Origin of the sequence: Streptomyces sp. NPDC007808 (genome assembly GCF_042868655.1) — a bacterium.
Classification (GTDB): Bacteria; Actinomycetota; Actinomycetes; order Streptomycetales; family Streptomycetaceae; genus Streptomyces.
In genome coordinates this window covers 61,783-75,100 of record NZ_JBIAEQ010000013.1, presented here as the reverse complement: position 1 = coordinate 75,100, position 13,318 = coordinate 61,783, and the positions used below count along the sequence as shown (strand labels likewise).

The 13,318-nt window shown below is 70.5% G+C and carries 14 protein-coding genes; 8 read left to right on the top strand and 6 right to left on the bottom strand.

What is annotated here, in order from left to right; genetic code table 11:
- Positions 1 to 171: 171 nt before the first annotated feature.
- Positions 172 to 1,506 carry a tetratricopeptide repeat protein gene (locus ACFYNL_RS38325; RefSeq protein ID WP_388812506.1) on the top strand — a complete coding sequence of 445 codons (1,335 nt, stop codon included), beginning with the start codon at positions 172 to 174 and terminating at the stop codon, positions 1,504 to 1,506.
- 346 nt (positions 1,507 to 1,852) lie between these two features.
- Here ACFYNL_RS38325 and ACFYNL_RS38320 read toward each other — a convergent pair whose 3' ends face one another.
- The 3 genes from ACFYNL_RS38320 to ACFYNL_RS38310 form a co-directional block, all read right to left on the bottom strand.
- On the bottom strand, positions 1,853 to 2,521 hold the full coding sequence (locus ACFYNL_RS38320) for a class I SAM-dependent methyltransferase (RefSeq protein ID WP_388812504.1): 669 nt from the start codon (positions 2,519 to 2,521) through the stop codon (positions 1,853 to 1,855).
- 58 nt (positions 2,522 to 2,579) lie between these two features.
- Positions 2,580 to 2,960: a hypothetical protein gene (locus ACFYNL_RS38315; protein WP_388812503.1), complete on the bottom strand. Its 381-nt coding sequence runs from the start codon at positions 2,958 to 2,960 to the stop codon at positions 2,580 to 2,582.
- A gap of 195 nt (positions 2,961 to 3,155) precedes the next feature.
- Positions 3,156 to 3,791 (bottom strand): hypothetical protein, encoded by a 636-nt coding sequence (locus tag ACFYNL_RS38310; protein WP_388812501.1) that lies wholly within the window; start codon positions 3,789 to 3,791, stop codon positions 3,156 to 3,158.
- 127 nt (positions 3,792 to 3,918) lie between these two features.
- On the opposite strand from ACFYNL_RS38310, the gene ACFYNL_RS38305 reads away from it, so the two are divergent.
- Together ACFYNL_RS38305 and ACFYNL_RS38300 are read left to right on the top strand one after the other, a co-directional pair.
- Positions 3,919 to 4,188 (top strand): hypothetical protein, encoded by a 270-nt coding sequence (locus tag ACFYNL_RS38305; RefSeq protein ID WP_388812500.1) that lies wholly within the window; start codon positions 3,919 to 3,921, stop codon positions 4,186 to 4,188.
- A 193-nt stretch (positions 4,189 to 4,381) separates the two neighbouring features.
- A complete protein-coding gene (locus ACFYNL_RS38300; RefSeq protein ID WP_388812498.1) occupies positions 4,382 to 4,645 on the top strand; it encodes a hypothetical protein in 264 nt (87 codons plus the stop codon).
- 222 nt (positions 4,646 to 4,867) lie between these two features.
- Here the strand turns inward: ACFYNL_RS38300 and ACFYNL_RS38295 are convergent, their stop codons facing one another.
- The 3 genes from ACFYNL_RS38295 to ACFYNL_RS38285 form a co-directional block, all read right to left on the bottom strand.
- The gene (locus ACFYNL_RS38295; RefSeq protein WP_388812495.1) at positions 4,868 to 5,434 is read right to left on the bottom strand and encodes a hypothetical protein; all 567 of its coding nucleotides are present in this window, start codon (positions 5,432 to 5,434) and stop codon (positions 4,868 to 4,870) included.
- 14 nt (positions 5,435 to 5,448) lie between these two features.
- Positions 5,449 to 5,955, bottom strand: a complete 507-nt coding sequence (locus ACFYNL_RS38290) for a hypothetical protein (protein WP_388812493.1) — start codon at positions 5,953 to 5,955, stop codon at positions 5,449 to 5,451.
- A 358-nt stretch (positions 5,956 to 6,313) separates the two neighbouring features.
- Positions 6,314 to 7,726 (bottom strand): hypothetical protein, encoded by a 1,413-nt coding sequence (locus ACFYNL_RS38285; protein ID WP_388812491.1) that lies wholly within the window; start codon positions 7,724 to 7,726, stop codon positions 6,314 to 6,316.
- Positions 7,727 to 8,419: 693 nt separating this feature from the next.
- Here ACFYNL_RS38285 and ACFYNL_RS38280 point away from each other — a divergent pair.
- From ACFYNL_RS38280 to ACFYNL_RS38260, 5 genes are read left to right on the top strand one after another with little or no spacing between them, the layout of a single operon-like run.
- Positions 8,420 to 9,361, top strand: a complete 942-nt coding sequence (locus tag ACFYNL_RS38280) for a conjugal transfer protein (RefSeq protein ID WP_388812488.1) — start codon at positions 8,420 to 8,422, stop codon at positions 9,359 to 9,361.
- A complete protein-coding gene (locus tag ACFYNL_RS38275; RefSeq protein ID WP_388812485.1) occupies positions 9,358 to 9,699 on the top strand; it encodes a hypothetical protein in 342 nt (113 codons plus the stop codon). The genes ACFYNL_RS38280 and ACFYNL_RS38275 overlap by 4 nt, the downstream gene beginning before the upstream one ends.
- Positions 9,696 to 10,274 (top strand): hypothetical protein, encoded by a 579-nt coding sequence (locus tag ACFYNL_RS38270; protein WP_388812483.1) that lies wholly within the window; start codon positions 9,696 to 9,698, stop codon positions 10,272 to 10,274. Before ACFYNL_RS38275 ends, ACFYNL_RS38270 begins: the two co-directional genes overlap by 4 nt.
- A complete protein-coding gene (locus ACFYNL_RS38265; protein ID WP_388812480.1) occupies positions 10,271 to 12,961 on the top strand; it encodes an ATP-binding protein in 2,691 nt (896 codons plus the stop codon). Before ACFYNL_RS38270 ends, ACFYNL_RS38265 begins: the two co-directional genes overlap by 4 nt.
- The gene (locus ACFYNL_RS38260) at positions 12,961 to 13,317 is read left to right on the top strand and encodes a hypothetical protein (protein ID WP_388812478.1); all 357 of its coding nucleotides are present in this window, start codon (positions 12,961 to 12,963) and stop codon (positions 13,315 to 13,317) included. Before ACFYNL_RS38265 ends, ACFYNL_RS38260 begins: the two co-directional genes overlap by 1 nt.
- Position 13,318 lies beyond the last annotated feature (1 nt).

The following is a 13,318-nucleotide window of genomic DNA, read 5'->3' as shown; positions in this document are numbered from 1 at the left end:
CAAACGGGGTCCGGAGCATGCCGGTTTGGCGCCGTGGGGACGGGAGGAGCCCTTACGCGGGGGTTGGTCCCGAAGGCGTCGAGTTCAGTGAAGTCCTTGGTGGCCAGGGGCAATAGGACCCACGATGTAACCCCGCGTAGTCCTCTGTAACCCTGGGGAGAGGGACCACAGATGGAGCAGGACCCTGGGCCGTTGGCCCAATTGATCCGTGCCGCGTGCGAGGACCGGGGCTGGGGCCCGTCCAAGCTCGCCCGGGAACTCGGCCTCGCCGCAGGCCGCGGACCTCAAGGCATGTCCCGGCAGTACGCGCGAAAACTGCTGGTCGGCGAACGGGTACCGGGCGAACTCTGGTTACCCGCCGTCACCCGCGTTTTAGGGATCGAACCCGAGGACGCCGGTCCCGACGAGCATGGTGAACCAACCCTGGATACCGTTGCCTCTGTCCTGGAACTTGGGAGGAGTGACGTGGACCGTCGGAACTTCCTGTCCGCATCAACCGGCGCTGCCCTGTCGTTCCTCGGCGTGCCCGACTCGGACGCCATCACTCGCCGCGTCCGCTCCGCCCCCGCCACGGCTATACGAGTCGGTCAGGGCGAGGTCGCGGCGATCAACGCCATGGTCAAGACCCTCGGTGACAGCGCCGCCGAGTACGGCGGCGGCCACGTCAGGAAACTCGCCGTGAGCTACCTGACCGAGAACGCCGGGCCCTGGCTTCTCGGCCGCTACACCGAAGCCACCGGCCGAGCCCTGTACGCCGCCACGAGCCAGCTCACCCACCTCATCGGATGGATGGTCCAGGATGAGGGCGACGACAAGCGCCACGAGGCCCTCACCCGTTACTACTACTCCCACTCCTGGCGCCTCGCCATCGAAGCCTCCGAACCCGAACTCGCGGCGACCGCCCTGCGCGGCCTGACCGTGCAGGCCATCAGCTTGGGCCCCCGCCACCGCGCCGAAGCCGTCGAACTCGCCGAGATGGCCATGAACTACGCGGGCCGCCTCGACGACCCTCGCGCGGTCGCTTACTACCAGTCCACCCACGCTGATGCCGCTGCCTTCGACGGCGACCACCGCACCGCCACCCAGGCCCTGAGCGCCTCCCAGACCCAGATCGAACGCACAGCCAGCACACCCCCCGGCCAGTCCTGGGCGTCGCACTTCACCATCGGCCGCTGGGCCTACGCCTCTGGCATGACCCTGGCCAGAATGGGCGACCTGACCGCCGCGGCCGAACACCTCGACCAGGCCCTTGAAGAGTACGGACTTGACCGCCGGCGCACCCGGGCCAGCGTCCTCGGCCATCTCGGCGAGATCCGCCTACGGCAAGGTGACTTCGACGGCGCCCTGAGCGCCTGGTCAGAGTTCCTCGATTGCGCCGAAGGCGTGAAGTCCGTGAAGGTCCGCGACGCCGCAGAGGACATGCGGGTCCGCCTGGGCCGGTTCTCCGGTGACACGACCGCCCGCGAGCTTTCCGACCGTGCTAGCCGCCTCCTGGCCACGAACTGAACTGCCACCGGCCTGTGTTGAACGCCTGCGTGATGTCCCGCTCAGCAGGTACTTTGTGTACCGGCCGCGCTCTCGTGGGCGTGGCTGCGGACCCTCGGGGCGCTGCTGGCTTCCGAAACCATTCCGCGGTGCGGGCAGCGCTGGGAAACGGTGGACCCTCCGTCACTGGCCACCTCCGGGCCGCTGGGTCCAGGCGTTGCGGGCGCGGGCGACATTGCTCACGCTGTTGGGCGAGCATCCTGCCGCACTGAGGCGGCGCGCATACCCGGTTCACGCGAGGCGACTCGGCCGTTCTCTGGTGCATGGGGTGCGAAGACGGGGCGGGTGTTCATACGGCAGCTGCGGCTCACGCGCGGGCGGAGACGATGAGCGTCCCCACCGTGCGTCGTCCCGGCGGCGCCGCCAGTACCGTCGCGCGCACGTCCGTGTAGCCATGCTCGACCAGTACCCGCTCCCACACGTCCGGCTCGTAGTCCCAGCGCTTCACGACGAGCGGGTCATCGTCGGGGCCGCGCGGGATGTACGAGGCCTGGCAGCCGTAGCAGCCCTCGACGGGTGGCCGTTGCGAGAACACCAGACGGCCGCCCGGGCGGAGCCGCTCACGCACGGTGGGCAGCAGCTTGGCGGGGTCGGTAAACCACAGAGCTCCGTACACCGAGTACATCGCGTCGAACGTCTCCGCCGAATCCTGCAGGAAGGTGACGGCCTCCGCCTGGTGCAGCTCCAGGCCAGGCGCGCCGGCCCAGCGTTCGCGGGCGGCGCTCAGCTGCGCGCACGAGATATCGATGCCGACAGCTCGCATACCGAGGGTAGCCAGATGCGCGGCGTTGCCGCCCTTGCCGCAGCCGAGGTCCAGGGCGCGGCCTCCGGGTCGAAGACTGAGGAGTTCGGCCCCGGGCCCGTGGTCGGGGTACTGCGTCCAGTTGAACCAGGTCGTGTCGCCGCGGGCGTTGACCGGCCGGCGCTCGGGCCGCTGCCGTGAGTAGGTGTCCCAGGCGATCGCAGTGTCCGTCACGTGGTGCTCCGCTCATAGGGCCAGCCGCCCGGTTGTGACACCGGGCGGCTGCAGTGTCTTACAGGTGGCGCTGGCTGTCAGCCGGTCTTGGGGCTGTCGTGGCATCCGGCGTGGCACTGGTTGCAGTCCGCGCCGAGTTCCACAGCTCCGTGTCGACGGTGTATCCGGCGGCCTCGAGCGCGGCCATGGTGCGCTGGCGTGCGGCTGCGGCCCCGTCCGGCGTCTGATCGTCCTCGTCGGTCGGTACGTGGTGGCAGAAGTCGGCGTAGTCGACGGTGTGCAGGATGAAGGCGTGCCAGCCGTAGTCGACCAGCTCGCTGGGTACGAGGCTCCGGCCGGGCTGCTGGCCGGTAGCGGCGATGAACGCGGCCGCCTGACCGACGATGCGGCGCGCGGTCGCATCGTTGATCAGGGTGCTCGGTGGTGATGCGCCGGGCAAGCCGCTCGGTCACCTCGGGGTCAACCAGGGTGATCGGGTCGGTGGTGCCCACGGGACGTTCCATCGCGATGGTCACGCTCTTCCTCCTCGTGTGGACGGACGCCTCCGATGGGGGTGGCGGGGGCGGCCGCGGTATGTCCCGCTACCGGCGCGGTCGGCGTCGCGGCCAAGAGCGGGGGCTTGTCAGGCAGGAGTTCAGAGAAGGCGGGCAGTGGCAGGCAGGAACAGGTCACGCGCCCGCGGGGTCAGAAAACGCGGTGTTCGGGCCTCAGGGCCAAGCCCCGGTGCAGGAACTGGTCGGTGTCGTCCGGCCCGAGACCAAGGGCGCGGGCGACGGCGGCGCCTTCGTCGTCGCTGGCGAAGGCGAGCAGGATCTTGCGGCTGGCGGGGTCGGCCAGTGATGCGGCGGGCGGCTTCGACGGTGTGGGCGACGCAGCCGGTGGTGCCGTCTTCGACGATGTTCCGGCGGGTGATGCCGTCCCAGACGTTGAGCTGGAGGTTGGCGCCCTCGGTGGAGCAGTCTTCCTTGGAGTCCGCCCCGAGGACGCACCGGCCGAGCATGGCGGCGTGGGCGTGGCGCTGGAGGTAGACGGCCGTGCCCAGGAGCCGGTCGACTTCCTTCGCGATGTTCTCCTGTGCCTTCTCCGGGCTGACGAGCGAGGTCTTCGGGTCGTAGGGCTGCACCCGGATCTTCAGCGCCGACAGGCTGCGGGCGAGGTCGTCGGCGACGCTGAGCAGCCCCACCAGATTGACGTCGCCGCGCTGGCGGGGCGGGGGCAGTTCGTCGGGGCAGCTGTCGAGCGGTTCCAGCGGTTCGTGCAGGTCGGTCAAGGTTCCTCCCGAGCCGGGTGCCAACCTTGTCGATCCGGCCGGAGGCGAGGACAGGGTGAAGGCGGAGATCGGCCACGGGGCTGGCCAGTTGATGCCCCTCAGTGGTCGCGCTTCATGAATCAAACTCATGAACGATGAACCGTCGCGGCTCCAGCTGCTCCGCTTCGCCCGCCGCGTGGTGGTTCAGCAGGCGACGGCAGCCCTCGCCCAGATCGGCGGTTGGATCGCCCTCGAGGAACGACGCGAGGCGGAGCAGCGCCGGGGCATGGAGGCACGGCCGGCCCCGCCGGACTGGCTGATCCTGCACGGCCTCAACCCGCACCTGGAGGGTCAGAGATGTCCGATGAGCAGGAGCCGCGGGCGGAGGGGAAGCGCAGTTCGCAGGCTCGACTCGTGATGGTGGGTCCCGACCTGCCTGCCCGGCAGCGTAAGACTCTCGCTGCCGGGCTTCCTCGGTATCCCGGCTACTCCCTGCCAGCCCGGGATTTCGCGGCGGATGCGGAGATCCACCTCGTTCTGGCTGGCGGCGCCGTTGTCCTCGCACTGCCCTTAGGACTTGTCCGGCCAATCCTGCTGGTTAGGGTGCGAGCGTGTCGAAGACGAGCGTGAGCAACGAGACCAGCAGCATGCTCTGCCTGTGGGTCGAGCCATGGGGAACCGATCACTGGATGCGTCCGGGTGAGGAGTTCACGGTGGTGACTGAGACGGAGGCAGAGGATTCGCCGTTCAATGTGGTTGTGCATGGTCAGGGCATCACGGTGTGGGTGAACTCTGGCAACGATGCCGAGGTCTTCGACAAGGACGGAGACCGAGTGCCGTGTGGGCACCAGAGGCCGGCCGAGGGCGGTCTTTGAGCTGGGTCGTGGATCTTCAGGTCCGGAGCCAGATGGCCACGGCTGCCGCTGCCGCGGTGCCAAGGTAGACGTAACAGAGCTCAGTGCGGCGTCCCAGGGGGATGGCCTGGGAAGTCGATGGTTCCGGGCCAGGTGGATCGCCGTGACACCGGTGGACGAGCCGATGCAGCAGCCTCAGATCTGCCGGACCGCTCGCGAGTCGCAGGGGGCCGGCTCGGCGCCTCAGGCGAGGCGACCCAGCGGAGGTAGGAGGCTGTCCCCCGGCCAGAATGGCTGCTCGGTCGCGATGCCGGTGAGGTACATGCCGACTTCCTGCAGGACCACGCCGCGCTCCGTAGAGCCGTAGATGACGAGCTCGTCGGCTGTGGCGCCATACGCACGGACCTGACCGTGTGGTCCCGTGCAAAGGAGGGCGCGCGCCACCTCGGACAGGCCGAGGCTGAGGGCGTCGCACCGCCCTGCGTGGACGAGCTGCACAAGGTCGTTGGTGACGCCCTCCCAGTCGCCGACATACGGCCAGTCGGCGCCACCGTTGAGTTCATAGGTGAGGGTGGACAGGGGAACGATCTCGCCCGGCTGCCGTCCCTGAGTGAGACGGTCGTGGATCCGGACGCCGTCGGGCTGGCGCACATGCGGATGCAGCAGGGAGTCGGCGGCGACCACGGTGGTGTTGATCTCCTGGGCGCCGGGACCGGGGTAGTACGGCTCGTGCACGAACAGTAGGTAGACGTCCGGGGTGCCCCCGTCCTGGCTGGACTGGGGCTGGGGTTGGGGCTGGGGGTCGGGCATGAGGACAGTTCCCTTCAGCGGTGCTGTGCTGGACGTGGGGCGAGGTGTCGTCTGGCGGAAGCCCGGCGGGTACGGGTCCAGTGGCCGTCCGGGCTCACGGGGCTGGTCCGCAGCGGCGGCGTCCTCGCGTTCGGTGTGCTCGGTGATCTGCGCGACTTGGTCGGCGAGTTGGAGCATGAGCCGTTCGCGGGTGATGAGGCCTCGGAGGCCGAGAGGGTGTCGTGAGTCTGGAGCAGACCGGCGGTGTCCCACAGCAGGTTGTGGCCGAACTCGGCCGAGCGGCGCGGATCGTAGCGGTCGCTGCCTTCGGTTGCCTGGACGAGCGAGGTGTGCAGGGTGGCGAGGCGCTGCAGGTAGCGGCAGGCGTTGACGCCTTCGACCTTGCGGACGTGCTGGTCCTCGTCGGCCCGGGCAGTCCAGCCGACCGGCAGGTGCTCGGCGAGGAGTGGAGCGAGCAGCATCGCCGGCAGTGCGACGTCGACGGGGGCGCCGTGGTGTATGGCGAACAGCCCGACGACCACGGTGATGAGTGCGACGGCGGCGGCCGAGAAGCGCAGAAGCCGGGGACGGTGTCGAGTGCGATGTGCTGGGCGGGGCGCCTGGTCTGCCAGCGCTGCGCCAGGCGCTGGGTGCGGGTCGGGGCCGGGGTGAGCACCCCGATCTGGTGGGGGACCTCGGGCAGCGTGCCCTCTACGGGGACGGTCCAGATGAGCCGTTCGTGCACGAGCACGGGCCGGCACGCGGGCGAGCACGAGCTGTCGTGGACGTGGCCGGTACGCAGGGCGTGGCTGCTTTCCTTCTCCCACTGGCCCGGGTCGCGGGTCCAGGGGCGTTGGTGGTGTGCGGCCGCGGTCTGCGGCGGTGTGCGGAGCGTCTGTGTCACGGGGTGCTTCCTTCCAGATGGTTGATGAACATGGAGGCGCACGTGGTGCAGCGGCCGTCACCGTCGGGGTGGGCGCGGCGGGGGGTCGGCCCCGGGCAGGTGCGGCAGGGCGGCCAGCCCAGGCAGGCCGGGCAGAAGTCCTCGCCGGGGGCGGTTGCGGGCGCGCCGCAGCCGACGCATTCGACGAGGGCCCGGTAGGCCAGGGCCTCGTCCACCGTGCGCGCGGCGCAGGAGGTGGTTGAGCGCAGTGGCGGGTCCTCCCACGCGGGCGGGTCGTAGTGGTCGGCCACAGTGGCGGGCGGTGGGTAGGCCTGGGCGGCGCGGAGCCGGGCGGCAATGATCGCGCCGACGGTGGTGCGGACCGGGCTCGGCAGGGGGCGGTCGCTGATGAGGTGCTGCAGCTGTGCGCGCGTCCAGCCGGCGTCGAGCATCGCGGTGACGGTGCGCCCCTGCTCGGTAAGGACTTGGTCGGTCAGCAGCAGCTCGGGGTGCTGTGCGCCGATCGCCAGCAGCAGGCGGACGCCCGGTTCGAGGTCCGCAGGCGCCGTCCGTGGTGTGGGCGGCGTTTCGCCGCGCGGTCGTGCTGCGCGGGTGCGGGGAGGGAGGGGTCTGGTGTTCTTCTGAGTGGTCTTCTTTCTGTTGGTGTTCTTAGTGGGCCGATCAGCCAACGTAGGGTCATCCACTGGTGGAAAACCCGATTCTGGTTGCGACCTGCTGTTTTGCCGGGCGGGCAGGTCGGTGATGAAGTACGCGGCCGCGCCGAGGGTTCCGTCGACGCCGCGCTCGCGTTCCCGCACGAGGAAGCCGTGCTTCTCCAGCTCCTTCAGCCCGCTCTTGACGGCTGCCTCACCGTCGCGGCCGCGGCGGGCGATGTCGGTGACGGTCATCCGCCAGCCCTCCCGGTGCGTGGAGAGCAGTCCGAACAGTCCCTTGGCCTTGTAGGACAACTCGGTGGTGCGGAACAGGCCGTTGGCGATCTGGGTGAACTGATCGGCGGCCATCACGCCCCGACGGACCCCCGCCGCGAACCCGCCGGCGTACCCGGCCTGGGGGGACGCGATCATCACGTCGGCTTCGATCAGCGCGATGTCCAGGGTGGCCGGGCGGTCGGTGATGCAGTAGACGATCTCCCCGAGGGTGCCGTCCGGGCGGCGCAGGCGCTCACGGATCAGATAGCCGTGCGCCTCCAGCTCCTTCAGCCCGGTGCGCACCGCTTCCCGACCGTCCGGACCCAGGCGGACGAGGTCGGCGATCGTCACCTGCCAGCCGTTGGCGTGCGTACTGACGTATCCGAAGATCCCCTTGGCTTTGAACGACAACTGACAGTCGCGGAACAGTGCGTTGGCAACCTGGGTGAACTGTTCGGCCGCCATCACGCCCCGGCGGACCCCCGCGCCGAAGCGGCTCACCGCCGTGTCCCCGGCGCCGGCCGCGCACGGTGGCCACGGCGGCGCCCTCGGCTCGCCGTGGTGGGGCGGCCGGTGGTCCCGGGCGTGGGGGCGTGCATGTGTTCCATGCCGTCAGCTCACTCGTCGACCCCGACCAGGCTGACGGCCACCAGCCCCGACCATCGGTCACGATCCGGCAACGCAGCCATCTAGCTGCCGTGGTCGGGCTCATGGTCGGGGCGACCACGGGCTTTGAGCTGTGGTGTGTGCGGGGTGCGCCGCCGATTGCGCAGCGTCGGACGGGCGGTTGCGCAACGGGTTTGCGCAACCGGTCGAGGGTGGTGCGCAGTCGGGCGGTGGCTGAGCGTTACGCAGCGCGCCCCAGGCTTCCTGATCTTCTCGTGCGCAGGTTCAGGCTCCGCACTGCGCAGGCTCTGCCGCGGCCGCTGGCGTCGACCTTCTGCGCAGTGGTGTGCGGGTCCGGTGGCAGTGCGGCAGCAAGACCTCATTGCGGTCGTCGGCCGGGGACTTGTGGCGGGCAGGGCGCGCCGTTTCCGACTCGCGGCCGCCCCGTGGTCGGGCCGACCACGGGCCCGACCACGGACTTTGTGTCCCCATCGTGACCGTGGTCGGGGGCTCGTGGTCGGTGGTCCGGTCGGGGCCCGCAGGTTTTCTCAAAGTCAGCAACATTCGTTCTGACCTGGGAGTTTGACCATGTCTCCTGGCAAGCAGGCCTCGGAAGACGAGGCCGCTGCTCCGATGGCGGCAGGCGCCCGGCTGGAGGCGATGCGGCGCCGAGTGCGTCTGTCGCGCCTGGCGGTCTGGACCGTCATCGCGGCCGGCCCGATCGCTCTGGGCGTCGCCATCACCTCCAGCCCGACCACGGTCGAGGCAGCCACCCCGTCCAAGCCCACCGCCGCCGTGCACACCACGGCGCAGGCCGCCGATCCGGCCGGCTATGCGCAGCTGTTCGTCCACGCGTGGCTGCGCAGCAGCACGGACGACGCATCGAGTGCGCAGGCCCGGCTTGCGCACTCGATGGCGCCGGACGTCGAACTGCCCGACCCGGCTACGGACACGGATGCGCAGTCGACGCCTGCATCGGTGACGGCAGTGCGCAGTGCGCAGCGCGCTGACGGCGGGTGGTGGGTGACGGTGGCTGCGCAGTACGGAGACGGAGCGGTGCGGTACTACGCGGTGCCGGTGGCCTCCGATCGCGCGGGCGCGTCGTTCGCCGTGGCCGGTGCGCCCGGTGTGGTGGCCGGCCCGGCCCGGGCCGAGGTACCGAAGTCGTCGTACGGCGTGAGTGTCCCGGAGGGTGATCTGTCGGCGGCCGTCGGGGAGTTCCTCGCCGCTTACCTGACCGGTGCCGGAGAGGTGGAGCGCTACCTCGCCCCTGGTGTGAGTCTGTCGCCGGTGTCCCCCGCCCCGTACACGGCTGTGGCGGTGCAGCAGGTGGCCGCCGTGGAGGAGGCCGCGGCCGTCGAGCAGGTTCCGGCCGACGGGACGAAGGTCCGTGTCCTGGCGCAGGTGGAAGCCCGGGACAGCGGCGGGCGGTGGCCGCTGGGTTACGAGCTTGCGCTCACTGCCCGCTCGGGCCGCTGGGAAGTCTCGGCGCTCGAGTCCGGTACGGCCCTGGACGGGGGTGCCCGGTGAACGCGGTCAACAGCGTAATCCTCGCCGGTCAGTTGGACGACCTCGGGGACAGCTGGATCACCATGCTCCAGGACTGGGCGACCAAAGGTCTGCAGGCGGGTCTGCTCGTCCTCGTCGTCGTCATCATGATCCAGAAGTTCAGCCTCAAGGCCGGGATCGGCGCGCTGCTGCTGATGATCATCGCGCTGGGGTTGTACAACTCCCGCGAGGACCTCTCGGACATGTTCGAGGACGAGGTCAAGAACCCTGCCAAGGGTGCCCCCGCAATCCCCGGAACCGTGCACGGTTCCGACCCCGGCGTACGAGAGCACTCCGCTGGCATTGGAGGCTGGCTGTGAGCGCGGCCGCCGCTGGGCGGGTGGGGCGTTTCTACACCGCTGCCCGTCGCCATCCCTGGGTGCTGGGGAAGGTCGCGGACTGGAAGATCCCGCTCGGCCCGTACACGCCCGCGCAGATCGCGGTTGCCGTGGGTGGCGGCTTCCTTCTGGTCAAGACGATCAGCTGGTGGTCGTGGATGGGGCCGATCCCGATCGCGGCCTGGCTGCTGTCGATCTGGGCGGTCCGCCGTCCGAAGCTCGCCGGCCGTGCCCCGCTGCAGGCCGCTTTGGGTTGGGTGCTGCTTCTTTGGCAGCCCCAGGGCGGGCGGATCGGCGGGCGGGCCGCCCGAGACCGCGCTCCCCACCCGCTGATCTGCGGCTTCACGATCGAGGATCCGCCCGCCCCCGCTATGGCAGCCGCACCGTCCCCTGTGGTGTGGCCGCGTATCGAGCGGGCGCCGCACGCGAGCCGGGCCGCCAGCCGCTCGGCTACGCGGCACCGCAGGGAGCCGACTGCTCCCGCGGTGCCGGTGGGGCCGGTGTCGGGTGTTCAGCAGCTGCTTGCGCTCGCCGCGCGGGGCGGGGGTGTGCGGTGAGGGTTCCGATCCGTCACATCGCCGGGCACCTTCTGTGGTCGACGCAAGGCAGTGTGTGGGCCGTCTACCGCCTGCATCCGGGCCCGGACGCGCAAGGGCAGCACGAGGAGACCGTGCAGGGGACCTACGTGCCCGCCGCGGTCCGCGACGAACAGCTCGCCAAGATCACGCATTTGGTGCGGTCGTTGTCCGGAGCACCCAGGTTGTTCGGGCTGTGCGCGCAGGTCGATCCCGGAGAGATCGCCCTCAAGATGATCGAGGGCATCGAGCCGGCCGACACGGCACCGGGCGCAGGTGCGCATCCGTGGGTGGAGAACGTCGAGGCGACCCTGGATCTGCTCGACGACCAGGAGATGCACCGCCGCACCCTGTGGCTGGCGGTGCCGCTGCAGACCGAGTCAGGCGGTCTGCAGGTGTCGGCCTCCCTCGGAGCGGCGTGGGCGGAGCTGTCGCCGATGCTCGGCATGCGCCCCGCGCCGGTGGCGCAGCGGGAGGTGACTGCTTACCGCGAGCAGGCCGCCCGGGTGGCGGCCGCGCTCGCCGGCGGCATCGCGTTGCGCCCGGCCCGCCCGGCGGAGATCGTGTGGGTGGTCCAGCACGCCCTGCACCGGGGTTTGGCGGAGCCGCTGCTGACGGAAGCCGAGACCAGCGACCTGTATGGCGGGCAGTTGCGTGACGGGGTGCTGCGCTCCCCCAGCTACGCCGACCTCGGCCAAGTGCGCCTGCAGGAAGGCGGCATCGACACCCAACTGGACGACGTCGACGAGCTCAAGAGCTCCGGTCGGATCACGCGGTCCGGGCGTAAGGCGTGGTGGCGGGTGAGCAGCGGCTCGCCGCTCGGGCGGCGCTGGCTGCAGGTCGAATCCGACGCCGGGGTGGGCTACCAGGCGCACCTCGCGTTGGCCGAGTGCCCGCCCGCGGTCAGTCAGGACGCCGCCGATCTGTTCGCCCAGCTGGAAACCCTCGACTTTCCCGTCGATTACACCGTCGACCTCACCCTCGTGCCTGCGGAGAAGGCGCGGGATCAGGTGCGGCGCAAGAAGAACGAGCTCATCGACCAGGCCGACCAGTACGACGCCCGCCCCACCGGCATGCCCGCATCGCTCACCGAGGCCGCCCGCGACCTGGGCGAGCTGGATGCCCGCCTGTCGCGCACATCCGTGGAGGTCGAGGTGCAGTCCGTGACCGTGCTGACGGTGTGGGGGCCGAGCGCCGCCGTGTGCGATGCCCGGGGCCGCGCACTGGCGGCGCTGCTGGGCGGCGCCGACTACCGGGCCGTGCGTCCGACCGGCCTGCAGGAGGCCCTGTTCCCGCTCGGCCTGCCCGGCACCGTACGCCCGGGGGTGGTGCGGGAGTTCACCCAGCACCAGATCTCCGAGGACTGGGCGCTGGGCGGGGCCTTCACCACCTCGCAGGTCGGCGACCCGAACGGCATGTTCCTCGGCATCGACCTGGACAGCGGCACCACCCGCCCGGTCATGATCAACGTGGCGGATGCGCCCAAGGTGGACGCGTCCGCGTCCATGGGCATCGTCGGGGACCTCGGCGCGGGCAAGAGCGTCCTGCAGAAGCTGATCGCGGAGGCGGTGTGGGCGCGCGGCGGTTGCGCGATCTGCATCGACCGCACCCCCGTACGCGAGTGGGCGGCCTTCGCCCGCACCGCGGCCAAGGGCCGTGTCCAGATCATCGACGCCGCCCAGGCCGAAGTCTCCATCGACCCGCTGCGCATGTTCGACGGGCCCGAGGGACGGCACTACGCCCTGTCCTACCTCACCCTGCAGCTCGGGATCGGCCCGATGAGCACCAATGGTGAGGTCCTGCACCATGCCGTCGAGCAGGCCGCCGCCAGTGACCGGCCGTCCATGCACCGCGTGCTGGAAGTCCTTGAGGCGATGGCCAAGAGCGAGGTGGGCAAGCGGCAGGACGCGGCCGCCACCCTCGCCGGTCTCGTCCGCGTCATCGCCACCAACTCCCTGGCGCGGATGGTGTTCGACCCCACGCTGCCGCCGGTACACCTGGACGCGTCCAGCACCTCCGACATGATCGTGATCACGACTGCCGGTCTGAAGCTGCCACCGAAGGCCGCGTTCGACAACCCGGAGGTCCTGCACCAGCAGCCGCTGGAGGCCCTGATCGGGCGTGCCGTTCTCTATCTGATCGCTGCGATCGCCCGGCAGACAGCGTTCGAGGACCCCGAACGGTTCACCGCCGTGGTCGCGGACGAGCTGTACTGGCTCACCTCGTCGGCCGAGGGCACCGCGCTGGTCCACGAAATCCTCCACGACGGCCGCAAGCACGGTGCTGGTCTCCTGGCCGCCTCCCACGACGCCGCCGAACTCGGCCCCGACCGCGGGCTGATGGCCTACCGTGCGCTCGCCCGCACCACCGACCGCGAACGCGCCCGCCGGGGTTTGGAGTTCGTCGGCCTCGACCCGAACGACCCCGAGTTGTTGCGGCTGGTGACCAACGGTCTGTCCCCCGTCGGCCGCAAGGGCCGCGAGGGCGAATTCCTGCTGACCTGCCCGCGGCAGAACACCGGCCGGGTCAAAGTCTCCATCCCCCGTATCCCGCGCATCACCACGTCCATCACCACCACACCGGGACGCCGCACGAGCGCTGCTTCGCCGTCCGCACCCGAGCCGCTCGCCGATGAGGCCGCAGAGCACCGTACGAAGGAACTCCTCTGATGACCTCTTCTGCCTGGGACCGCGCCCCACGCCGTACCGCGGCCGCGAGTGTCCTCACCCTCATCACTGTCGTGGTCAGCGTGCTCGTCTGGGCCGTCGGGGTGAGTGTGCCGGAGGCGTGGTGGCCACACACGGGGCATGCCTTCGCCGCCGACACCCACCCCACCAACCAGGATGCGTGCGCGCTGATCGTGGGTTCGGCCAAGGCCTACTGCGAGCGCGGCACCACAACGACCGCGCCCGCCCCCGAGCAGCCGGACATGACCGGTGCGGCGTGGAGGCTGGTGCCCGTCTGTGCCGGCCTGGCCGCCCTGGCGGCGTGGCGGCTCCGGACTGCTGGGCAAGGGCGGCGCTGAA

Excerpts from the sequence above, each read along its gene's own strand:
- ACFYNL_RS38295 (WP_388812495.1), bottom strand. The coding sequence starts at position 5,434 with ATGCCCGACCCCCAGCCCCAACCCCAGCCCCAGTCCAGCCAGGACGGG.
- ACFYNL_RS38305 (WP_388812500.1), top strand. The coding sequence starts at position 3,919 with ATGAACGATGAACCGTCGCGGCTCCAGCTGCTCCGCTTCGCCCGCCGC.
- ACFYNL_RS38325 (WP_388812506.1), top strand. The coding sequence starts at position 172 with ATGGAGCAGGACCCTGGGCCGTTGGCCCAATTGATCCGTGCCGCGTGC.
- ACFYNL_RS38260 (WP_388812478.1), top strand. The coding sequence starts at position 12,961 with ATGACCTCTTCTGCCTGGGACCGCGCCCCACGCCGTACCGCGGCCGCG.
- ACFYNL_RS38280 (WP_388812488.1), top strand. The coding sequence starts at position 8,420 with ATGTCTCCTGGCAAGCAGGCCTCGGAAGACGAGGCCGCTGCTCCGATG.